At 66.9% G+C, this 23,755-nt stretch carries 14 protein-coding genes; 4 read left to right on the top strand and 10 right to left on the bottom strand.

Features of this window, described 5'->3' with window-relative positions; genetic code table 11:
* Positions 1-92: 92 nt before the first annotated feature.
* Complete coding sequence (locus ACFC4D_RS37060; RefSeq protein WP_375961845.1) at positions 93-3,419, bottom strand: arabinosyltransferase domain-containing protein; 3,327 nt, start codon at positions 3,417-3,419, stop codon at positions 93-95.
* A 98-nt stretch (positions 3,420-3,517) separates the two neighbouring features.
* Complete coding sequence (locus ACFC4D_RS37065) at positions 3,518-6,763, bottom strand: arabinosyltransferase domain-containing protein (protein ID WP_376070491.1); 3,246 nt, start codon at positions 6,761-6,763, stop codon at positions 3,518-3,520.
* 189 nt (positions 6,764-6,952) lie between these two features.
* Here ACFC4D_RS37065 and ACFC4D_RS37070 point away from each other — a divergent pair, with 189 nt between their 5' ends.
* Both ACFC4D_RS37070 and ACFC4D_RS37075 read left to right on the top strand, forming a co-directional pair.
* Positions 6,953-8,830 carry a protein kinase gene (locus ACFC4D_RS37070; RefSeq protein ID WP_376070494.1) on the top strand — a complete coding sequence of 626 codons (1,878 nt, stop codon included), beginning with the start codon at positions 6,953-6,955 and terminating at the stop codon, positions 8,828-8,830.
* A gap of 7 nt (positions 8,831-8,837) precedes the next feature.
* The gene (locus ACFC4D_RS37075; RefSeq protein WP_375961851.1) at positions 8,838-10,382 is read left to right on the top strand and encodes a serine/threonine-protein kinase; all 1,545 of its coding nucleotides are present in this window, start codon (positions 8,838-8,840) and stop codon (positions 10,380-10,382) included.
* Here the strand turns inward: ACFC4D_RS37075 and ACFC4D_RS37080 are convergent.
* The 5 genes from ACFC4D_RS37080 to ACFC4D_RS37100 form a co-directional block, all read right to left on the bottom strand.
* Positions 10,375-12,210 (bottom strand): glycosyl transferase, encoded by a 1,836-nt coding sequence (locus ACFC4D_RS37080; RefSeq protein WP_376070497.1) that lies wholly within the window; start codon positions 12,208-12,210, stop codon positions 10,375-10,377. The two genes, ACFC4D_RS37075 and ACFC4D_RS37080, sit on opposite strands and share 8 nt — an antisense overlap.
* A gap of 176 nt (positions 12,211-12,386) precedes the next feature.
* A complete protein-coding gene (locus ACFC4D_RS37085) occupies positions 12,387-14,327 on the bottom strand; it encodes a galactan 5-O-arabinofuranosyltransferase (RefSeq protein WP_376070772.1) in 1,941 nt (646 codons plus the stop codon).
* Positions 14,328-14,859: 532 nt separating this feature from the next.
* Complete coding sequence (locus ACFC4D_RS37090) at positions 14,860-16,263, bottom strand: DUF222 domain-containing protein (protein ID WP_376070499.1); 1,404 nt, start codon at positions 16,261-16,263, stop codon at positions 14,860-14,862.
* A 266-nt stretch (positions 16,264-16,529) separates the two neighbouring features.
* Positions 16,530-17,291 carry a decaprenylphospho-beta-D-erythro-pentofuranosid-2-ulose 2-reductase gene (locus ACFC4D_RS37095; RefSeq protein WP_364637148.1) on the bottom strand — a complete coding sequence of 254 codons (762 nt, stop codon included), beginning with the start codon at positions 17,289-17,291 and terminating at the stop codon, positions 16,530-16,532.
* Complete coding sequence (locus ACFC4D_RS37100; protein ID WP_375963810.1) at positions 17,288-18,772, bottom strand: FAD-binding protein; 1,485 nt, start codon at positions 18,770-18,772, stop codon at positions 17,288-17,290. Before ACFC4D_RS37100 ends, ACFC4D_RS37095 begins: the two co-directional genes overlap by 4 nt.
* 65 nt (positions 18,773-18,837) lie before the next feature.
* On the opposite strand from ACFC4D_RS37100, the gene ACFC4D_RS37105 reads away from it, so the two are divergent.
* Positions 18,838-19,293 (top strand): GtrA family protein, encoded by a 456-nt coding sequence (locus ACFC4D_RS37105; RefSeq protein ID WP_364637152.1) that lies wholly within the window; start codon positions 18,838-18,840, stop codon positions 19,291-19,293.
* A 44-nt stretch (positions 19,294-19,337) separates the two neighbouring features.
* Entirely contained in the window at positions 19,338-20,075 is a 738-nt protein-coding gene (locus tag ACFC4D_RS37110; protein ID WP_376070502.1) for an SDR family NAD(P)-dependent oxidoreductase, read from the top strand.
* Between the two features lies 1 nt (position 20,076).
* Here the strand turns inward: ACFC4D_RS37110 and ACFC4D_RS37115 are convergent, their stop codons facing one another.
* The 3 genes from ACFC4D_RS37115 to ACFC4D_RS37125 all read right to left on the bottom strand — a co-directional run bounded on the left by ACFC4D_RS37115 (position 20,077) and on the right by ACFC4D_RS37125 (position 23,734).
* Positions 20,077-20,700, bottom strand: coding sequence for a pyridoxamine 5'-phosphate oxidase family protein (locus ACFC4D_RS37115; RefSeq protein WP_375961859.1), 624 nt, complete (start codon positions 20,698-20,700; stop codon positions 20,077-20,079).
* Positions 20,701-20,856: 156 nt separating this feature from the next.
* Positions 20,857-21,513, bottom strand: a complete 657-nt coding sequence (locus ACFC4D_RS37120; protein WP_364637158.1) for a Crp/Fnr family transcriptional regulator — start codon at positions 21,511-21,513, stop codon at positions 20,857-20,859.
* Positions 21,514-21,517: 4 nt separating this feature from the next.
* Positions 21,518-23,734, bottom strand: a complete 2,217-nt coding sequence (locus tag ACFC4D_RS37125; protein ID WP_376070505.1) for an adenylate/guanylate cyclase domain-containing protein — start codon at positions 23,732-23,734, stop codon at positions 21,518-21,520.
* Positions 23,735-23,755: the final 21 nt, after the last annotated feature.

Below are 23,755 nucleotides of genomic sequence, written 5' to 3' on the forward strand. Positions count from 1 at the left end.
TCACAACGGGTGCCCACTGGTGGTGAGGCGACCCCGGAAACGGAACCGGCCGCCCGCGTTTCGCGGACGGCCGGTTGTCGTTCGAGGGGAGGTCAGGCCCGGAGTTTGCCCGGTGACCAGAGTCCGGAGCGGGTTTGCGTCCCGGTCTGGATCTCGGCCGGATTCGCCCGGTAGTACGGCGTGTACTTCTCCAGCGAACCCCAGTCGCGCGCCCAGTTGTCCTTCAGATAGGTGGGCACGGTCTCGGAGGAGCCGAGCATTTCCGCCCAGCCGAGCGGCCCGCCGAATTCCTCCGCCTGCCAGGTATTGGTGGAGCTGATGGCGAGCGGCCGGTCCGGCAGGATGCGGAAGTTGGGCACCTCGGCCACGCCGTAGCGGTGGTCGAACGGCCGCTGGCACGGGAATTGCAGGCCGACGGCCCAGTCCTCCAGGATCGGCTGTTCGGTGCCCAGGTAGCTGTTGAGCGTCTGCAACTTCGGCATGCGCGGCGGGGTGAACGCCAGCCACTGATCACCGATGAGGATCGGATCGTTGGCGTTGATGCGAATCACGTCGGTGCCGTCCGGCAGTGCGTCCACCGGCACCCGCAGATTGCGCCAGGACGGGGCCGGGCCGATGTCCTGCGGCCGGTAGTTGCCGGGCAGCTGGCTGACCGACCCGTCCGCGTTCTGATGGCCGAACTCGACCAGCAGCTGCTGCCCGTAGGTCATATTGCCGGTGTCGTCGAAGGACATGATGCGCCCGGCCGCCGAGATCACGATGAGCGGTGAATCGGCCGAGCGGGCGGGCAGTTGGTACCAGCTGGAGATCAGGCTGGCGGGCTGCTGCACGCCGTCCTGCCAGCTGCCCATGATCGGGGTGGTGGCCGGGTCCAGGCCGAACGGCAGTGCCACGGTGGATCCGTTCACGCCCTCCGCACCCTTACCGCCGCCGGTGCCCGCGTTCTGGCCCTTCTCGAAGGCCGGGCCGACGGTCTGGTTGGAGGTGTTGCCGGTGCCCGGCTTCACCTCGACGCTGTCGGCGTCGAGCTTCTCGGGAACTCCGTTGGGGGAGAAGCCCTTCGGATCCGCACCGGCGAGCGGATCGCCGTTCAGCGGCGGATGCGCCGGATCGATGACCGGAGTCAGGTTGCCGCCGTTGACATTCGGTTCGACCAGCACGTCATTGGCGAGCCCGCAGCTCTTACCGGACAGCGCGTCGAAGTTGGAGCGGGCCAGCGAGTACGCCGGGTACTGCGTGGCCGCGCCCTTGACCAGTGACAGCACCTCGAACGCCACCATGAGCGCCGCGACGACCGTCAGCGGAATGGCCGCGAATTTGCGAACTCGCCTGCCGCGCGCGGTCTTTCCGTTCGCCATCGGTTTGGCGTAGCCCTCGCGCAGCGACTGCCAGGCCACCACCGCGAGCGCGAGGCCGAAGAACACCAGCATCAGCGTGTTGGACTGGAAGCCGTGCAGTGAGACGCGCTTGTCGAACCACGGCACGCCGTAGCTGGAGACGTACCAGTAGCCGTTGATGCCCGAGAACGCCAGCGCGAGCGTGAACATGAGCCCGGCCAGGAAGACCGAGCGGTTCTTGCGCGAGCGCAATGCGGTGGCGGACACCGCGACCGCGGTCACCGCCGCCAGCGCGCCCGCGATGCCCGCGTACGAACCGAAGTGGTGGGTCCACTTGGTCGGGTTGAACATCATGAAGAAGATGGTTCCGAACACCACGCCCAGCAGTCGCCAGGTCGGTCCGGAGGCGATGCCCGGCACTTGCCGCCGGCGCAGCAGCACCAGCAGGGTGGTGACCAGGCACAGGATCATCACCAGGAATGCGAAGCGGCGTGCCAGTGATCCGTCGACGGTTTCGACGAACAGGTAGTAGTAGCGCAGATAGTCCTCGTACCAGGCCAGATTCGGTCCGGTGGCCTGCCGCACCCGGTTGGCCTCCATGATTCCGGCGAAGGTCTGATCACCGAAGACGACCACCAGCACCAGGAATCCGGCCGCGGCGATGGGTGCGAGCAGTGCGAGATCACCGAATTGTTTGCGCCTGCGCACCACGATCCGCACCAGCGGCCGGATACCGGCGAGCAGTGCGGCCACACACATCAAACCCGTTGGGGCCGCGGCCAAGGTGAAGGCCGCGACCAGGACCGCGACCGCGGCGGGCAGCAATCGTGAAGTGGCGATGGCTCGTTCGATGGAGACCCAGGTCAGCAGTGCGCCCAGCGCGACGATGGGCTCGGAGCGCAGGCCGTTGTCGTAGGGCAGCCAGAAGGCCAGGAACACCAGGCCGCCGGTCCACAGCGCCACCTTGGAGGTGGCGACGCCGCGCCCGAGCCGGGGCACCACCTCGCGGCTGATGACCAGCCAGCAGAGGATGCCGCACAGCAGCGCGGGAATTCGCACCCACGGGCTCGCGGTGGAGATCTCCGCGAACGCCTGGATGACGTAGTAGTACCAGCCGAACGGCGCTTCCGGAACGCCGAACCAGCGGAAGTAGTTGGCCATGTATCCCGCGTGCGGCGCGACGCGCACCATGGTCAGGATGTAGCCGTCGTCGGAGGTGTTGGCGCCCACGAAATGCCAGAGCGTCAGCGTGCCGATGATGCCGCCGTCCGCCCAGGTCGGCTGCAACCAGTGCCGGGGGAAGATGCGCCGGTGCCCGCGCCCGTCGCTGGTGTCGAGCACCGCCAGCGCGCCCATGGCCAGCAGGGTCAACAGCACGGCCGCGATGATGGCGACCAGTTTGATGAGCGTCGGCGACGACGAGAACCGCGAATCCACATTCATGTGGAACGAGAGGCCCTGCGGCACATCACCTTTCAGATCGGTGAAGACGCCGACCACCTGCGGCCGCAGATCCCCGAGCAGCGAGTTCTCCACCGGCACGGTGACGAGTTCGCGGCCGCCGTCGGCGGTCGGCTTCTCGATGGTCCGGTTGAGGCCCTCGAACTTCGCGTAGGTGCGCTTGGCGTCGGATTCGATGACGATGGCGGAGCATTCGGTCATCTCCGAGCGCTGCGCCGACACCACGACCGCATTGCGATCGAGCACGTCGACGGTGTCGCCGGAGACTCGGACGAACAGTCCCTCCAGGTCCGCGCCCTTGCCCTGCGGCGGCGCGGTTGCCAGCAGAATGCCGCCGCGCGGATCCAATTGCCCGATCGCCGAACAGGGGATGGTGGCGCTCAAATCGATCGGCACCTGCGACATGAGCGGTGCGTCGACATTGCCGAGGGTGCCGTTCTGCGGCCAGTTCACCACCGCGGTGGTCTGGGTGACCGGAAGGAACGGCGTCGCCAGCGCGAACAGCGCACCGAGCACACCGGCGACGATCGCGATCATCTTCGCGATGCGGAAGTCGCGCGGCGTCGCGGTGGGAATCGGCGGCGTTGGCGGTTTGCTCAATACAGCGGAGGCGTCGGGCACGGTTGCTGATGGTATCTGCCCCCGGCCCGAGTGGCGCTCTTCACTCCGGCGGCGCGACACGTATGCCGTGTCGCACCCGATTCCCGCGGTGTCGCCGGTTACTTCGCCCTGATCGGCGAGTCCTTCGCCAGTCCGGAGCGCGTCTGCACCGTCACATCCGGCGCGGCCTGCACCGCGTCCGGGACGTACGGGGTGAACTGCTCCAGCGAACCCCAGTCCCGGCCCCAGTCATGGTTCAGATAGGACGGTTTGGTCTGCGATTTCAGCAGCAGTCCGGTCCAGCCGAGCGGGCCGCCGCCGATATCGTCCTGCCAGGCATTGGAGGCGTCCGCGCCGGTGCGGTCGGGCAGGATGCGCCACTGCGGCACCTCGGCGATGCCGTCGTGGTGGTCGAACGGGCGCTGGCAGGGGAAGGCCAGGCCGACGTGCCAGTCCTCCAGCACCGGAGCCTGATGGCCGACAAGCGAATTCAGGGTCTGCAGTTTCGGCAGTCGAGGAGGGGTGACAGCCAGCCACTGTTTGGGTGTTATGTCCGGATCATTGGCGACCAGGCGGATGCTGTTGGCGCCCACCGGGATATCGGCGATCGGCACCCGCAGATTGCGCCACGACGGTGCGCCACCGATATCCAGCGGCCGAATCCGATGCACCTCGCTCATGGAGCCGTCGGCGGCGCGGGTGCCGTATTCCACCCACAGGTCCGCGCCGTAGGTCTCCACGTGATCCTTGTTGATCGAGCGGATGCGTCCGGCCGCGGTCACGATGAGCACCTGGTAGGCGGGGTCATTCCGAACGCTGTCGGAGAGGTCGACCCTGTACCACTCGGTGGTCAGCTTGGCCGGAGCCTGATCGCTTTCGGTGTAGCTGCCCATGACCGGTGTGCGCGCCGCGTCCAGCCCGAACGGCAGTGCCACCGTGGAGCCGTTGACACCGGCCTGCGTGGTCTTACCGCCGCCGGTGCCCGCGCCGGTGGTGTTGGTGGTCTTGTTGTCGTCCTTGTTCACCGAGTTGGCACCGCCGGTGACGGTCTCCTCGGCATCGGCGGTCAGATCGGTGGCGACGCCGTTCGGGGTGAATCCGGTGTTCTCCGCGGCCAATCCGTCGGCGGCCGCACCGGTCCACGGCTGCAGCAGCGAGTCCGCGGTATTCGTCTCCACCAGTACGTCATTGGCGAGCGCGCACGAATCACCCTTCAGCGCATCGATATTCGACTTGGCGATGCTGTACGCCGGGTACTGGCTGACCGCGGCCTTGGCCAGCGACAGCACCTCGAACAGCACCAGCAGCGCGGCCGCGATGGTGAGCGGCATGCTCGCGAATTTGTCGAAGGCGCGCACCGGTTTCGGTTGCCGGTACGGTTCGCGATAGTGCTGGAAGGCGGCGATGAGCAGGCACAGGATGGCCAGGCCGAGGAAGAGCGTGGACAGGCCCTTGCCCGCGATCAGCGGGGCCTTGTCGAACCACGGCACGCCGTAGCTGGACACGTACCACCAGCCGTTGGGCCCGGTGAAGGTGATGGCCAGCAGGAACAGCACCGCCGCGCAGAACAGCGTCCGGTTGCGCGGAGAGCGAATCCCGTTGACGCCCACCGCGACCGCCGCCAGCGCCGCCACCGATCCGGCGAGTCCGGCGTAGACGCCGAAGTGGTGCGTCCACTTGGTGGGCGTGAACATCATCAGGAACAGCGACATGAACACGATGCCGAGAATGCGCGCGGACGGTCCGCGTGAGGCCCCGGGAATCCGGCCGTTCTTGCGCAGCATCACCATGACGCAGACGCCCAGGCACAGCAGCATGGCGAGAATGCCGAACCGGCGGGCCAGCGATCCGTCGGGGGAGAGCATGAGCAGCGAATCCCAGCGGGTGCGTTCGTCGAACCAGGCCACATTCGGCCCGATGATCTTGCGCACCCGGGTGGCCTCCAGCACCGAGGCCAGCGTCTGATCACCGAAGACGACCACCAGCACCAGGGTTCCGGCGGCGACGCCCGGCGCGAGCAGTGCGGCGTACCGCAGCAGCGCCGATCCGGTTCCCTTGGCCTGCTTGATGATCACCTGGAGCACCGGTCGCGAGCCCGCGATGAGGGCCGCGATGCAAATGAGCCCGGTCGGCCCGGCGGCGAGCGAGAAGGCCGCGATCAGCACGCCGACGGCGGCGGGCAGCAGTCGCCCGGTGGCGATGGCGCGCTCGATGGAGCACCAGGTCAGCAGCGCTCCCGCGGCGATGATCGGTTCCGGCCGCAGTCCGTTGTCATACGGCATCCAGGCGGCCAGGAACACCAGTGCGGCGGTCCAGACCGCGACATTGTCGCGGCGCACCCGAGCGCCCAAGCGCGGCAGCACTTCCCGGCTGATCACCAGCCAGCACACGATGCCCGCGAGCAGTGACGGCAGGCGCATCCAGGGGCTGGAATCGCTGATCCGGGTCATCCAGACCAGCACCTCGTACGGCCACCCGAACGGTGCTTCGGCGACGCCGAACCAGCGGTAGTAATTGGCCATGTAGCCCGAAACCTTGGAGGCCCGAGCCATATTCAGGATGTAGCCGTCATCGGAGGTATTGGCCCCGATGAAATGCCACAGCACCAGCGTGCCCAGCGCCACGCCGTCGACGAGCCGGAAGCGCCACCAGTGCGCGGGCAGGAACCGGCGCGGCCGCCGCCCGTCCCGGGTGTCGAGCAGGTGCAGCGCGTACAGCGACAGCAGCGTGAACAGCACCGCGCCGATGATCGCGGCGTACTTGAGCCAGCTCGGGCTGGAGGTGAATCGGGCGTCGATATCCGCCTGCGCGGCACCGGTTCCGAGCTGTGCGCGGCTCAGATCGGTGAACATGCCGACCACCTGCGGCCGGGTGTCCCCGCCCACGCTGCCGACGAACGGCGTGCCGTCCTTGCGGCTGACACCGGTGAGCTCGACCCGGGTCACGCCGGCATCGGAGTGCAGGGTCAGCGCCGTGCAGTCCTGGATCTCGGCGACGGGCGCCGACAGCAGCGGGATATTGCGCAGCAGCACCGACAGCGTGGGCGCGGCCTCGGCCCCCTCGTCGACCTTGATGACCAGGCCCTTGTCGATGGCCTTGCCCGAGGCGACCGGCACCGTGGAGAACAGCGTCCCCTTCGGCAGTTCCCGCAGCACCTGGCACGGCAGGTTCACATCCAGGTTCAGCGGCACATAGGACACCAGCGGCGCGTCGATATTCGCCGAATCCCCCTGTGGCCAGTGCACGGTGGGCCGGTCCTGCCGGACGGGCAGGATCGGGGTCAGCACCGCCAGCAGGAATCCGAGAATTCCGGATACCACGGCAAGCAGTCGGACTCGATGAAACGCTCGGGTGTCTTCGCGCACGAGTGCCGATGCTATCCACCCTGCTCGGGTACGCGGCGCAGCCGGGCTACCGCGGCGTCGAAATAACCTGTGCCCCCGCCGCGTTCATCTTCCCCCGCGAGGTGGAAACTGGCTCTTCCGGTGGAAACACGTCAGGATGGTTGTTATCCGAACTGGGCGAGGGGCCGGGCCGGGAGATTACGAGGGAGCATGACCGAGCTGCGTCCGGGCGAAGTGATCGCCGGGTTTGTCATAGCGCGGCGAATCGGTGCTGGTGGATCAGGCGTCGTGTACGCGGCGCGGCATCCCCGGCTGCCCAGGTTGACGGCGCTGAAGATTCTGAAGCGCGATGATGTCACCGCGGCCGACGAGGTGTGGAAGCGATTCGAGCGGGAAGCCGATATCGCGGCGCACTTCGATCATCCGAATATCGTGCAGGTGTACGACCGGGGGATCGAGGACGATCGGTTCTGGATCTCCATGCAGTACATCGAGGGCACCGATGCCGCTGAGCTGCAAGGAGTTTCGGCGGATCGGGCATTGCGGATCGCGGAGGAGATCGGCGGCGCGCTGGATTACGCGCACGGCAAGGGCGTGCTGCATCGCGATGTGAAGCCGTCGAACCTGCTGATCGCCGCCCCGGACAGCGGTCGCCCGGAGCGTGCGCTGCTCACCGATTTCGGCATTGCCCGGCTGCGGGACGAGACTACCAATCTGACGAGTCCGGGAAATATCTCGGCGACCTTCGCTTTCGCTTCGCCCGAACAGGTTTCGGGGAAACCGGTCGGTCCCGGCTCCGATCAGTACTCACTCGCCTGCACGCTGTTCGTCCTGCTCACCGATCAGCGCCCCTTCACCGCGGACAATCTGCTCGGCTGGGTGCACGCGCACACGCAGGGAAAACCATTGCGCGTCAGCGATATCCGCCCGGACCTGCCCGCCGCGCTGAACCCGGTGTTCGCGCGGGCGCTGGCCAAGGATCCGGCCGACCGCTATCCCAGCTGCCGCGAATTCGCCGAGGCCGCCACCGCCGCCTACTACTCGGACCCCGCGCTCGCGGTCACCGCGCCCGCTCGCGTCACCGCGCGCGGGGCCGCCGCATCGCCCGTGTCCGCACCACGAAAACCGCTGGCCCGGAGACTGTTTCGCAGACAGATCGGCGTCGCCGTGATCACGGCCGCCATCGTCGCCGCGGGTGTGAGCTTCGCGCTCTACCGCACCGGCTCCGAACCGCCCGCCGTCGACACCGGCACGGTGCCGGACAAATTCGTCGGCACCTGGCTCGCCACCGAGGGCCAGACCAACTATCGCCTCATCGTGCAGCAGGGCCGGGTGGGCGATTCGATTCTGCAGAACCGCGTGGACGGCGTACTGCCCAACGGTTCCCCCTTCCACTGCGAGTTCGCCGCCCCGCTCGGCCAGGTGCCCGCCGACGGCGACCGCCTGCTCATCGGCACCTCCGAGATCGTCGACCGCGAACCGGCCAATGCCTGCCGCGCCAACGGCCCCACCACCCTCACCCTGCTCTCGGATGGGCGGGTGAGCCGCAAAACCGATGTGAGCGGGCTGATCACGTACACCAGCGCGGGCGCGGTCGCCGATTCCTGGGGCCGCGACCACGAACCCATCGCACAGGCTTTCCCGAGCTTGATCGGGCAACTGGCGTCCACCGGCGGTGCGGTGGGCTGGCAGGGCGCGAACTGCCAGAAACTCGATCCGGCTGCCGGTGAACCGGCCCAGGGCGCGCACCGGGTGCTCTGCAATGCCGCGGACCCGACCGGTCAGGTCCGCTTCAGCCTCTTCGATTTCGGTGTCCGCCCGGCCCAATCGGCGGCGGCGCTGTTCTTCGGCGGCAATGCCCGCACCCTCTCGTTCCCGCATCAGGATGTGGCCGGCGCGCTGACCGTCACCACCGGAAACAGCGTGGACCCGGCCACTTTCACCGATACCGATGCCAGGCACGCGATGGCCGCGGTCAGCTTTCCGGACGGCGATCCCAGGTCACGTTTCGTGCTACTGCTCCGCTGGCCGGGCCACACCGTCGATAATGTTTTGAGCGACTGGCTTTCCCGAGCGCCGCTGAAGTAGGTGCGTCATGGCGGAATTGCGTCCCGGCGAGGTGATCGCCGGGTATGTCATTCAACGCGGTATCGGTGCCGGGGGCTCCGGTGCGGTCTACCTGGCCCGCCATCCGCGACTACCCCGGCTGGCCGCCATCAAGGTCTTCGGCAGTGACAAGGTGCACGCCGATGCCGAGGCGTGGAAGCGCTTCGAACGCGAGGCCGATATCACCGCGCGCTTCGACCATCCGAATATCGTGGCCGTCTACGACACCGGGGAAGACGCCGGGCGGCTGTGGATCTCCATGCAGTACGTGGAGGGCAAGGACGCCGACGCCCTGCGCGGTACGCATCCCGAACGGGCGCTGCGCATCGCGAGCGGGGTGGCCTCGGCGCTGGATTACGCGCACGGCAAGGGCGTCCTGCACCGCGATGTGAAACCGTCGAACATCCTGCTCTCCCCGGCCGAGGACGGGCGAGCCGAGCGCGCACTGCTGACCGATTTCGGAATCGCCCGGCTGCGTGACGAATCCACCCATCTCACCCGCACCGGCGATGTGGCGGCCACCTTCGCCTACGCCTCGCCCGAACAGGTCTCCGGACGCGATCTCGATCCGCGCACCGATCAATATTCGCTGGCCTGCACGCTTTTCGTACTGCTCACCGGGCATCGGCCGTATATGGCCAAGGATCTCGCGGGCTGGGTGCTCGCGCACACCCAGATTCCGCCGCTGCGCATCACCCAGGTGCGCCCGGACCTGCCCCGCGCTCTGGATTTCGTGTTCGATCGGGCGCTGGCCAAGAATCCGGAGTACCGGTTCGGCGGTTGCGCCGATTTCGTGGATGCCGCGTGGACCGCCCTGTCCGGGCCGGTGACCGCCGACCAGATGCCGTATATCAGTGCGCCACGGCCGATTCCGCCGGTCGACCCGGCGCGGATGAAGACGACGCTGCGCGCATCGGGGTTCGCGCCCCCGTATACGCAGCCGGAACCGACCCCGCCGCCGACTCCGGTCCCCGTGCCGCCACCCGAACGCGGCGGCTCCCGCGTACTCGCCGGGGTGCTCGGCGGCGCGGTCGCGATACTGCTCGCCGGTGGCGGATTCCTGCTCGCCTACAAGCTGGAGAGCAATGGGAGCACGCCGGGCGCACCGCTGTCGGCCATCGTGCAGACGGCGGCGACCGCGCCGGTCACCCCGGCGTTCACCGCGCCCACCGCCACCGTGCCGACCGCGACCACCGTTGCCACACCCGCCGGTCGCGTGCCCGCCGCGTTCCTGGGGGAGTGGACCGGCTCCAGCGATCAGAACGCCGACGACTACCGCCTCACCATTCGGCAGGGCGAACTGAACCAGGTCGTGGAAACCTCGACGGTGTACCGCAATGGAACCCTGGTGTGCTCCTTCGACTATCGGCTACTGGACGTCTCCGCCACCGATATCACCGTCGGCAACGGCATCACCACAAGCGGCGGTTCGAACTGTCATCCCCAGACCACCCAGGTGTTGCGGCTGACCGGCGGGCAGATAGTCCGGGACCTGGATATCAGCGGACACGTCACCTATACGAGGGTCAGTTGACGAGTCCGCGCACATCCCAGAGCCATACGCCGTCGACACGTTCGGCCGGGATGCCGATCAGCTGATCCACGGTGTACCGCAGTACATCGGCATTGTCGGTGGGCGGCAGCACGATCACATCGGCCTGCCAGAACCGCAGGTCGGCCAGGGCCTGCGCCTTCACGGCGTCATCGATGACCGGAACCTTGTTGGACTGCTGCGCCTTGATCAACAGGCTGGCGGTCGGACGGTCATCCGGCCCGTACCGCCCCTTCTTCTCGGTTCCGGTGGGTCCGACGAAATAGCCTCCGGCCAAAGGGAACTGGAAATCGGCGCGAGTCTGCCACTGCAGCGCGCGGGCATCCGGCGGCGTGGGCGGCGGCGCGATCACCACCGAACCGTGCGAAACATACTGGCGCACAGTGCCATCGGTGAAGAACTTGGGCGCGGCCGGGCGCTGCACCACCGGCAGGATGGTGGGGGCGAGCGGCAGCAGTGCCAGCGTTACGGCCGCGAACCAGGCCAGTGGCCGCCAATCGGTGGCCGACACCCGCCAATAGTCCAGAGCGCGTTGGGTTCCCATGGCGAGCACGATCGCGATGGCCGGAATGGCGGCCATCGTGAACCGCGATTCCAGTACCGAGTTGAGCAGCGGCACCCGCTCGAACCACTGCCACGGCAGGGCGATTCCGGTGTCGCGCTTACCGATCGTGAGGGTCGAACCGAGCGAGAGCAGGGTGCCCGCCGCGATCACCACGACCGCGGCCCGCACCACCCGTTCGCGCCACATGAAGACGGCGGTCATGAGCACCAGCAGCAATAGCGGCCAGCCGAAATACGAGTTCTCCTCGGTCGGATTGATGGCCACGTTCTGCCCGTGCTGGAACACCCCGCCCAGCGATTCGGACGGGAACTGGAACAGCGCCTTGAGATCGTTCTGCATCGGGCCGTGATCGATGGACCGGTAGGACTGCGGCCCGAAGAACTGCCACCACAGCGGAATCTCGGTGAGCGCGAGCGTGATTCCCGCCGCCAGCAGCACGGTCGGCGCGACCGTGCGCACCGCGCGCAGTCCGGTACGCGGTGCGTGCAGGTAGTAGACGAACGCGAACAGCCCGAAGGCCAGCGCGAAAATGAGCAGCGGCTCCTCACCGAGCGCGATCTGCAAGGCGATCAGCAGGCCCAGGATGAAGGCATCGCGCAGTCTGCGGGCCTTGCGGGTTTCGACCGGAGTGCCGGACAGCCTGGCGACCCGGATGAGCTGCAAGGCGATCAACGGAAGCAGCGCCAGCACAACGAAATTCGGGTGCGCATTGGCATGCGAGATCATGGCGGGCGCGAACCCGCAGAACAAACCGCCCACGGCCGCCGCGAATCTGGAGGTGACCAGCTCCCGCGAGAACAGCCAGTACCAGGCGAACGCGGTGCCGAACAGCCCGAGCGTGAGCACCAGCACGAAGGTGACGGTCGGCCCGAACAGCAGCGTCACCGGCGTCAGCGGGACACCGACCCCGAACATGGCGGTATTGGCCATCATGTTCACACCGTCGGGATAATTCTGCAGGCCGGTGCCGAGCGGATTCTCCAGATGCGCGATCTTGTGCGCGGTGACCGCGAAGAACCACTCCCACATGGTCTGGTCCTGACCGCTCTTGATCAGGTACCCGCGATCGGTGTGCAGCCACTGCCCGGACAACACCAGCACGGCGAGCGAGAGGTATCCGGCGGCGACGATCAGATCGGCGCGGGCGGCGCGCACCCGGTGCGCGACACGCTGCCCGCGAGTGCGCTCCGGGGCAACAGTTTTCGGTACTGTTCGGTCGAGAACGGTGTCGAACCCCTGTGCCACGCGATAACCCCTTTTGCCTTCAGAACAGCGGCCCACGCTACCGCGTGCATCTGAGACCGCGCTGGCAAGTTTGTCGAGTTATCCACAGAAAAGGGCCTTCATCCCCAGGTTTCTGCCCCCTTTTGGGGATAAGTACCGTGGGCCACATCACATTTGAGTGGCCCCGGCTATAACTCTCAGGGCTGAACGACCACCAGTGTGAACGGTCCGATCTCGGTGATCCGGAAGTGCGGATCCGCGAACAGCGACTTCGGGAACGCCACCGTGTACCGCTTCACATTCGGATCATTCGGGTACACGTCCTCGGACAGCCGCAGCGTGTAGTCGTCCCCGGAACGCCGGAACAGGAACGCGTCCGGAGCCCGCCACGGCGACTTCGCCAGCGCGTCCCGCAACTCCTGAGGAGACTTCAACTCACTCCACCGCTTGATCTCCGCCGAGCGTGCCGCGAAGTCGGCGAGCGGATTCGCGTAATGCGAAGTGAGCGCCTGGAATCCGTAGTACGGGTAGATCGACAGGAAACTGGTGTCGGCGGTCAGCACCACGCTCTGATCGCGGGCGCGCCCCGTCTGCGCCAGCAGCGCCGCATCCACATCCCGGTAGTGCGACACCGCGGACGGCGGCCGCTTATCCGCCCGCTCACCGTTGCCATCGGTATCGGTGTAGGCGGTGGTGATCTCATTGGACAGCACATGCGGAATCTGCTGCGCGAACGCGACGGCGCCGATCACCGCGATCACCCCCGCCGCCAACGGCATTCGCGCGGGCTCGTTCAGCACCTGATAGATCGCCCGAGCGCCTTCGACGAACCCGAACGCCCCGGCCGTGGCCAGCAGCGCGTACAGGATCGGCTCCAGGCGGAAGGACAGCAGTGTGGTCCCCGCCGCGGTCGCGGTCATGGACAGCAGGCACCACAGGTAGATGGCCACGACGGCGATGCCCAAAGCCTGTGCGCGACGCGAACTTCCGACCCGCAGCACCAGCCACACGGTGCCGAGCAGGCAGAAGACGCCGATCAGGGAGAAGTCGAACATGGGCAGCGGCAGCTGCGACCCGCCCTCGGGCAGATAGTGGAATGCGGTGCCGGACTTGGGGATGGTGCCGCCCAGCAGCTTCAGCAGGAACGGGAACCATACTGTCAGCGCCAACAGGCCCGCGACGACGCCGGCGCCGATCAGGCGCAACAGAATCGGCCACACTACGCGCCAGCGTCCGGGGACGGCCGGTTCACCGTCGACCCGATGCCGTTGGGCCCGTACCGCTTTACCGCGCTCGCGCAGTGCGAGCCCGGCCGCGACCAGTGCCATCAGGCACACCGCGAATACCGCGACGACGAAGTACAAGGTGTAGAGCATCGCCCCCACACCGAGGAACAGTCCGGTTCCCAGCACCGCGCCCCAGCCGCCTGCCGTGGCGGCCGCTGGCTCGGCGGGCCGGTACAACGCACCCCAGGCCAGCACCATCGCGGGCGCGAACAGCAGCACCAGCGGAGCGCTGTACGCCTCGGGCGACCCGTAGGCCAGCGTGACGGCGGTGGTAGCTGCCGCCACAGCGATAGCCCAGTCGGCGCGAATCAGCTTGGACCACAGCACAACCGCGAGAACGGCCGTCACCGCAAGCCCGATGATGGCGAACGGCTTGAACGCCTCCCACCCCGCCATACCGGTCAGACTCGCGAAACGTCCGCCGACCCAGAACCATCCGGCCGGATAGAACGGCGGCAGATCCACGTAGTTCATATCGTGCAGTGCCGCACTGTCCGTCAGCCGCGTCAGATATTGAGTCCGGAACTCCTGGTCAACGGAGATGCCGAACAGATACAGCTTGGTAGCCGCCAGCGGCATCCCCAGGGTGACGGTCGCGAACCCCGAAATACCGACCCAGGACAGCAGTTTCGCCACCCACGGCCATTTGTCCATCCGCACCAGCACGATCGCCGCGACCAGCAGCGCCAGCGTCACCACCTGGCCGACGGTCGTCAGCGCCCGAGTCACGTTGGAAGAGTTGAAGGCGGGCCACTGCACGGTCGAGAACGCCACGAGACCGATACCGGCCACGATTGCCGCCACGGCTGCCGCCAGCGCGCCCTCACCGAGCGCACCTCCGGCCTGCCGCATCAGCATCGCCCCCCGGCTGCCTGCTTTCTCGCTCATTCCCACTCCGCCTCCGGGTTCGCTTCCATGGACCGCTTACCGCAGCGAAGCCTAACGATCTTCGGACCCCCATGAACTCTCGCCCGGCCGACAACACCCCCAGAGCCCCAGGCCCAAGAGACAAAACCCCAAAGACAAAACCCGGAAAGACAAAAGAACCAAAGACAAAAGACGCCCGGACAAGAAGATAAAGAACAAAGACAAAACCCAGACCCAGCCCGGGTTACGTTCACCTTCCAACTCCCGACCCACTCGGGGCCCTTGGGTTCGGGAGGCTCTGAAGGTAACCACGGCCGGTCACCCCGTCCGGTGCGTGAGGTACTGGCCTGGGTTGCGGGAGAGCAAGTCGGGTACGGCAGGCGAAGTAACCAGCACTGCTTCTTTGCCCGGACTGCGGGAGGGCTGGAACCGCACGTTGGCACCTCGAGCGGGATGCGGACATGCCTGTAGGACCGGCAGGGTGTTCCCTGACGGTGGATACAGGTGGTGGTGGAACCTATTGCCGGGCTGGGCAAGCCGGGCGAGGCAAAACCCACGGCCGCGCTTGGCGCATCCGATTCGACGCGCACGCCCGGGGCGGGCGAGCGGGCAGCGGCGGCGCGGCCGGGGCGGTGGCGATCAACTCGTCCGGGTGGTGAAGGTGGTTCACCTTTGGTGTGCGGGTCGGGTCGATGTGCGCGGGCGCGATCCACGCGGTACGTCCCGCGAAGGCCGAATCCTTGCCGAGCTTGATGGTTGTCCAGCCCGTCGGGGTGTCGTTCACCAGCGCGTGGCAGTGATCGCAAGCCAGGGTGAGGTTCTCGATGTCGGTGGGGCCGCCCTTGATGTACTCGGTCACGTGGTGAACGGCGGCCATGCTCGCGGGTGCGGTGCAGCCGGGTCGAGTGCAACCCCGTTCGGTGGCGATCAACGCCATCCGCTGTGCCGGATTCGCAAGGCGGGCTTCACCGATGTGCAGGGGCATGTTGTTGCCATCGGTGACGACCGAAAAGGTCTTGCTCTTGCGTGCAGCCATTTCCAACGCGACCGCGACCGGCACAGTCCCACCGGTGGCGGTGGTCGCCACTCCGGCGGCGCGCTCTACATCGGCGATGGACATGGTCAGGATCGTGGTGACCGGGAGCCCACGGTGTGAGCCCAGGTGGGCGGGGTTGAAGTCGGGGTGCAGGAGCGCGAACAGCGCATCATGCTGACGCTGCACCGTCGTGCGCGTATCCCGTGCGGCCGCAGCCTTCACGACCTCCGGATCGAGCTTGTCATCCACGACGAACGGGCTCTCCGGGTCGGCCGGGTTGCACAGACCGGGCCGGGCGAGCTTGGCCAGCACAGCGTCCATCGCGGCGCGTGCTTCAGGTGTCAACACCACAGTCATGGTGGACATCAGGTCGAAGCCCTGGGGGCTCAACCGCATACTGCGCATACGAGCACGGTCCGCGTCGTCGGTGAGGGTGCCATCAGGATCGAGGTGGCCCAGGATCCGGTCACCGATCTTGGGCAGTTGGTTCGGGTTCAACGCGCGAGCATGGCGGGCCAGATGCTCTTCGGCGAGTGCGCGGTCTTCGGCGGTGACTTGGTTGGGGAGCCGGTCCATGACCTGCCGGATCACGCGCACGTGGTCGAGGCCGATCGCGCCTTCTTCTTGCGCCAGTGCGGTATTGGGCAGCACAGGCGCAGGTGTGGAGATTTCGTTGTTGTCCCCCACACGCGGCCAGATCGCGGCCTGCTCGGCGCAATGCCAGCGGTTCAACGCGTCCCCGTGCGAAATCCGCAGTGTGTCTTGCAGGAACAGTGCGACACTGCCCGCTCCAGCGCGCTTGGGCAGCGACCGCGAGCAGGTCTGCACCACCAGGTCGAGCTTGAGCGCGTCGAGTTTGCGGGTGGCGGTCTCGATCTGCTGCATCAATTCGACAATGTCGTTGTCCGACACCGGAATAAGCGGCTGAGAAACAAGGGAATCGATCGCAGCGGAGAGTGCTGATGCACTGTCCGTGATTGCGATGTTCTCCCTTGGATTCATACCTCTATTCTACTCCCGAAAAACAGACCCCGAAAGCCGAATTCTATTGTGATACAGAGCTATTCAGAATATCCAAGTTTTATCTATCCCCCGAACGAAAAACGAGCGGCAGCCGAATCGGCCACCGCTCGTTGCGTTTTCGCTCCCGCCTACACAGGCAGCTTCCGGAAGACAGGCCGCGGAATATGCCGCAGCACCATCATGATGTACCGGAAAGTCCCCGGGGCCCAGACGATTTCCTTGCCCTTCTCCGAAGCCGCGACAGCCAGCGCCGCCACGTCTTCCTTGTCCACCGTCAGCGGCGCTTCCTTCACATGCGCCGACATGCGGGTGCGGACCTGTCCCGGCCGGATCACGGTGACGCGCGGCCCGTGCGGGCGCAGCGCTTCGCCGAGGCCGAGGTAGAAGCCGTCCAGGCCCGCCTTGGTGGAGCCGTAGACGAAGTTGGAGCGGCGGACGCGCTCACCGGCCACGGAGGACATGGCGATGATGCGCCCGTAGCCCTGGGCTTTCATCTTCTCGCCGACCAGCACGCCGACCGAGACGGCGGCGGTGTAGTTCAGCTCGCAGGCGATGACGGCCTTGCGCTGGTCCTGCCACAGCTCCTCGGCGTCGCCGAGCATGCCGAACGCGACGATGGCGACGTCCACGTCACCGTGCGACCAGGCCGCGTCGATGACCTTGGGGTGGGAGTCCATCTCCAGCGCGTCGAAGTCGATGACCTCGACCTCGGACGCACCGGCCGACTTCAGCAGCGCGACAGACTCTTCGCGCAGCGGGTCGCCGGGCAGCGCCGCCAGAATGATCCGCGCGGGACCCTTCTTGAGGTACTCCGAGCAGATCGCGAGACCGATCTCGGAGGTGCCGCCAAGCAGCAGAATGGACTGCGGATTCCCTACCGCATTGATCACTGAAGCTCCAGCCTTCGCGCCATATCGGACATGAAAACGCCTGTGGGATCGACACTTCGGCGGATTTTGATCCACTCGTCGATCCGGGGGTACATCTTGTGGAAGGTCTCCGCCGTGGTGCGGGAGTCCTTCGCGGTGTAGAGCCGGCCGCCGAATTCGGTGACGCGCCGGTCGAGCTCGGTGACGAGTTCGTTGAGCCCCGCCCGAATCGGGAAGTCCACGCAGATGTTCCAGCCCGGCATCGGGAAGCTCAACGGCGCCGGGTTACCCGGGCCGAACAGCTTGAAAACATTCAGCGCCGAATAGTGCCCCGACGCCTGGATATCGATGATGATCTTCTTGAACTCATCGACGGCCTCGGTCGGCACCACGAACTGGTACTGCAGGAATCCGGCCGGACCGTACGCCCGATTCCACTCCGCGATCATGTCCAGCGGGTGATAGAACTGGGTCAGGTTCTGGATCTTGCCGGTGTAGTTGCCGCCCATGGCGTAGTACGCCTCGCCGACCGAACCGAGGGTCAGCTTGTTCGCGGTGAAGCTCGGGAAGATGTTCGGCACCGTCAGCAGCTGCGGCGCGTCGAACTTCAGCGGATTGCGCTGCTTCTTCTTCGGCAGCTCATCCACCTTGGCCAAGCGCCCGCGAGTGATGGTGGCGCGCCCCAGCTTCGGCAGCGGGTTCATCACGTCGAACCACGCGCTCGAATACGTGTAGTTCGCCTCGCTGCCATCGCTGTGCGCGGCGATGGTCTCGTCGAGGGTGCTGGTCTTCACACCGTCGTTGATGAAGTACGCGGTCTCGGTCGCCACCATCTCGATGGTCGCGCGCAGGATGATGCCGGTCAGCCCGTTGCCGCCGACGGTCGCCCAGAACAGCTTCGCGTTCTTCTTCGGCCCGATGGTCGACACCTTGCCGTCGGCCGTCAGCAGGTCGATGGACCGCACGTGATTGCCGAACGAACCCTCGGAGTGGTGGTTCTTGCCGTGGATATCGGAGGCGATGGCGCCGCCGATCGTCACCTGCCGCGTACCCGGCAGCACCGGAACCCACAGCCCGAACGGCAGCGCCGCCTTCATCAACTGGTCCAGGCTGACGCCGCCGTCCACGTCGACCAGGCGCGAATCGCGGTCGATGCGGTGGATGCGGTTCAGCGCGGGCATGTTGATGACGAGCCCGCCCGAGTTCTGCGCGTGGTCGCCGTACGAGCGGCCGAGGCCGCGCGCGATGACGCCGCGGCGTAGGTGCGCGGGCTTGGAGTCGTTGTCGTCGGCGACCATGGCGACCGCCTTGGCGATCACCTCCGGATCACTGGTCGACAGGACTTCAGATGTGGTGGCTGCGGTGCGACCCCAACCGGTCAGGCGGCGGGTCTGCGTGGGCAGTTCATACGAACCGTTCGACGCTACGTCCGCACCCGCACTCGCCGATTTCGTATCGGGAGCGGCCGTGGTGGTGGTCTGAGCTTTCGTGGACATCGGGATAGAGGCTACAGGCATAACCGTCTCGAGGCTTGTGTCCTTCGTCCCGGGCGATACCCTCATGCCTTGTGACCGCGGAACCCCATCTGCCCCTGCCGCCCGAGCTGCCCCTCGTCGACGAGCCGGGCGGTACGGACGTCGATCTGAAGACCCAGATCATCCGGTTCGGCGTCACCGGCGGCCTGTCGGCCATTGTCGACTTCGGCCTCTACACGCTGCTCTTCAAGGTCTTCGGACTGCCGCTCCCGGTGGCGAAGTCGATCAGTTTCATCGCGGGCACCACCACCGCCTACCTGATCAACCGGCGCTGGACCTTCAATGCCGAGCCGAACCGCAACCGCTTCATCGCGGTCATCGTGCTGTACGCGGCGACCTTCGCGATTCAGGTGGGGATCAACCAGCTCTGCTATTACGCACTGCCCGATCAGTGGTGGCGGATCTGGCTGGCGTTCTGCGTGGCGCAGGGCACCGCGACCGTGATCAATTTCATCGTGCAGCGCGCGGTCATCTTCAAGATCAACTAGACCGCCCTCGCACGTGGCAGGGTGAATCGCATGGTGGTTGAACTATGACCCGGGCGGTACTGGTCACCGGAGCCTCGCGGGGGATCGGCCGAGCGGTCGCGACAGTGTTCGCCGAAACCGGAGATCGAGTCGCGGTGCACTACTCCTCGCGGCGCGAAGAGGCCCAGCGGACGCTCGCCGCGCTGCCGGGATCCGGACATGTGCTGATCGGCGGCGACATCTCCACCCCCGACGGCGCGAAACTGGTGGTGGACACCGCCATCGACGCACTCGGCGGCGTCGACGTGCTGGTCAACAATGCCGCCGTGAATTTGGCGCAACCGGTCGCGGATACCTCCTACGAGCAGTGGCAGCGTATTTGGCGGCAGACCGTCGACGTCAATCTCATCGGTACCGCGAATGTGTCATTCCTGGTGGCGCGGAACATGATCGAGCGCGGCGTACCCGGCCGAATCGTGAATATCGGATCGCGCGGGGCCTATCGCGGCGAACCCGATCACGTGGCATACGGCGCGACCAAGGCCGGCGCGCAGTCCCTCGCACAATCGCTCGCTGTCGCCCTCGCGCCCTACGGCATCGGCGTCGCGGCGGTCGCTCCCGGCTTCGTCGCCACCGAACGGGTGGCCGACCGGGTCACCGATGCGGTCAAGGGACAGAGCCCATTCGGACGAGTGGCCGAACCGCACGAGATCGCCGCGGCGGTGCGCTATCTCGCCTCGGCGGAGGCGATCTGGAGTGCGGGCACCGTGCTCGACGTCAATGGAGCCTCATACCTGCGGTAGGTCAGTAATCCACTAGGGCACCGGATTCGGCCTCGGCCTTGGTGTGGAAGTAATCGCCGCCCTTGGCCCGGACATTGTCGGTGCCCCACTGCACGGCCTCGCGCTGCGCGGGCACCAGATGCGGAATGTGCTTGCGGCAGTGGATGTATGCCTCTTCCACATCGACCACCACCCAGCGCTCAGCCTGCCGCCCGCGCTCACCCGGCGGCAGCTCCGGCACACAGCGGCGCATCAGCGTGTCGTCCACGATGCGGGCGGTGCCGTTGATGTGCAGCCCGATCAGATCGCGCACGAAATCCACCAGCAGGATGCCGACGTGCGGGTTCTCCAGCATGTTCCCCAGGCTGGCGAGCACCCCGTTGCCGCGATACTCCGGATAGGCGAGCGTGCGATCGTCGATCACATGCAGGAAACCGGGTTTTCCGGCGCGAAAGCTGTTGTCGCACTCGCCATGTTTATCGGCGGTGGCGATGAAGGCCATATCCATCCGGCCGATGAATTCGATCATCTGCGCATTCAACCGATTCCGGACCTGATCGGAATAGAACCGATCGGCTCGTTCCTGGGTGCCGTAGCGCTCCTGCAGTTCTCGCTCGCCGTCGCTGCCGTTCCTGATACCGGGCATCGTCCGACCCCTTTGGTAGCTGAATACCGGATGAAAAGAGGCTCGGCCACGAACTCAGGCCATCCGAAATGCTATACGGTTTAGCTATTTTCGTCCGGCGAATGCGCGAGAACAAGGGTCTTCGGACCCTTAACCACCGGTATGCCGCAATCCCCCTTATCGTCCGCGCGTCAACCGCGCCCGGTCCAGCACCAGCACCGAACCCCGCCCCAGCCGCACCACGCCCGCATCCTCCAGCTCGCGCAACACCTTGTTGGCCGTGGCCCGCGTGGTCCCGGCCATGGACGCCAGATCCTCCTGCGTGAGCCGGATGAGCGCGGGCTTACCGTCCCCGTCGCCGTACACCGCCGCCAGATGCGCCAGCCGCCGCAGCACCCGCGTCTCCACCGGCAGGTACAGCGCCTCCAGCACCGCCGCCGACAGTCGCCGCACCTGTGCCGCGAGCGAAGTGGTGAGGAAGCGCTCCACCTGCGGATGCTCCCGCCGCAACCGCTCCAGCTGGGTCCGGTTCAGCGTGAGCGTCTCACCGTCGGTGACCGCCACGATGGTCGCGGTGCGCCGCGCGTCCGGGCTCAGCAGCGCCTGTTCACCGAACATCTCACCCGGCCCGAGAATGGTCAGGGTGGCCGAATTGCCCAGCGGCGTGGTGATGCGCACGACATAGCGCCCGGACAGGATCAGGTGCACGCAATCCCCGGGATCGCCCTCGTGGCAGACGATATCGCGGCGGCGGAACCGCCGCGGTGTGCACGCCGCGATGAACTCCCGCCGTTCCTCCGGCGAAAGACCTTCCAGCAGTTCGAATTCCGCCACTACCTCACCGCAGTCCGTTCAGCCGGTACACCGTCACCGGCAGGCTCTTGCCCTTGATGTCGAAATCGCCCAGGTTCGTCACCTGCGCCCGATCGCCGAGCCGCTGCCGGGTGAGCGGCCCGATCGCGACCGTGCCCGGTTCGGCCAAACCCTCCAGGCGCGCGGCCAGATTCGTGGTGTCGCCGATGGCGGTGAAATTCCGCATCTCCCGCGCGCCCACATTGCCGACGATGGCCGGACCGGTATTCACCCCGACCCGGAACATCGGCCACTCCAGCGCGGTCGTACCGCTCGCGCGCTTGATCTGGACGGTGTCGCCGGTGCCGACCCGGCCGTACCGCACCGTCGCCTCGTCGGCCGGATCGGACCCGGCCTGCCCGGACGGTCCGGTCCGCACCCCTCGTCCCGGGCCGCCGGTGGCTGCCGGGCCGGTGGATCCCGGCGTTCCCGGCTGCCCCGCCGTGACGTATGCCGTGCCCTGGCGTTCGCGTACCGCGGCCGTCGCGCGCTGGATCGCCAGCCCCGCCCGTGCCGCGCGCAGCGCGTGATCGGGTTGCCGCACCGGCGCATTGAAGATCGCCATCACCGCATCGCCGACGAACTGCACCACCGTGCCGCCCTCGGCGAGGATCTCGGGCACGATCACCCCGTAGTAGGTGTTGAGCATGCGCATGACCTGCACCGGCCCGGCCTGTTCGGAGAACGGCGTGTACCCGCGTAGATCCGCCATGAGCACGCTCACCTCGTGCACCTCGCCGCCCAATCCGGCCTGGGACGGATCGGCCAGCAGCGCGGTCGCCACCTGCGGCGACATATAGGACCGGAACAGTCCGTCCAATTGCTGGTAGAGCCGGGCGTTTTCGAGAGTCACCGAGGTCTGGCTGGCGAACGACTGCGCCACCGCGTGTTCGGCGGGCCCGAGCTGCGCCGGCGTACCCGGCCCGGTGCGCGACAGTTCCAGCACGCCGGTGCGAATTCCCTTGACCGTCAACGGGTATGCGAACGCGGCGGGATTCGGCGGCTGTCCGTCGCTGAAATGCAACCGTCCCTGCCGCAGCACCCCGATGCGCACCAGGTCGCGGTCGAAGGCGTGATTGGCCAATTGCTGTATCTCGGTGAGCAATTCGTCCTCACCGCGAATCACATTGGCACGCTCGCCGACCGCGACCAGCGCACCGAGCCGCCGCACCTGTTCCCGCTCATCGCCGAGCGCGTGCGCGCTCTGCTGTAGCACCGCGACCTGTCGCTCGGTGAGGCCGAAGCGCCGCGAAAGCTCCTGTCCCACAGCGCCGAGCGGTTCATCCGGGCGCACCCCGCCGGTGCCGCGCTGATCCAGCGCGATCACCATCTCCTCCAGCGCCCGCGCGTAATCGCGCTGGATGGCGGCCAGGGTGCTGCGCTGGGTGATGCTGTCGAACAGTCCGCGCGCGGAGCCCTCGCGCAGGAAGCTGCGATGCGCGCTGATCGCGATCAGCGCGAACGCCACGCCCAGCAGCACATGCCACTCCCACCAGGACAGCCGCCAGCTGCGCCCGAACCCGACCGCGAACATGGCCTCGGCCAGCAGTACGAACGAAGTGAGCACGCTCAGCAGGATCGTCGACCGATTGCGCAGGTAGAGAACGGCGTACGCGCCCGCGGCCACCAGATAGCAGGCCCCGCCGACGAAGGCCGCCGCCACCAGCGGCCCCTGTACCTCGTCCGGATCGGGCACCGAATCGAACGGCGGCACCCGGGTCAGCGAGGCCAGTGCCCACACCGCCATGAGAGTCAGAGGCAGGGCGGCGAGGAGCTCGGTGAAGCGGTGCGCCCGCGCGGTGGGCCCGTACTCCACGACCGAGGCCAGCGCCGCCAGCCCGCCAAGCACCATACCGACTGGGACGGCTCCGGTGAAGCCCACATTCGGCTCGGAGAGAATGACACCCGGTGTGGCCAGCGCGTGCAGCCCCAGAAAACCCGAATTCACTTGGAACACCAGCGAAACCAGGATCAACCGCATATCCCGGTGCGCGCGGGCGGCGCGCAACAGCAGCACCCCGAGCCCGAGCGACAGCACTGCCGCGCCGAGGATCAGCCAGAAGTGCACACCGCCGTCCATGTACATGTGATCCAGCGGCGGATGCGTGATCAACAGCAGCAGTCCGGCGGCGGGCAGCGCCACGTGCACCGCCCACAGCGCCACCCGCGATATCGAAATCCGGCCTGTGCCAACCGCGGTCACGGCGCGCCCCTCTCCACCCGA

This window comes from Nocardia sp. NPDC056000, assembly GCF_042269265.1.
GTDB lineage: Bacteria > Actinomycetota > Actinomycetes > Mycobacteriales > Mycobacteriaceae > Nocardia.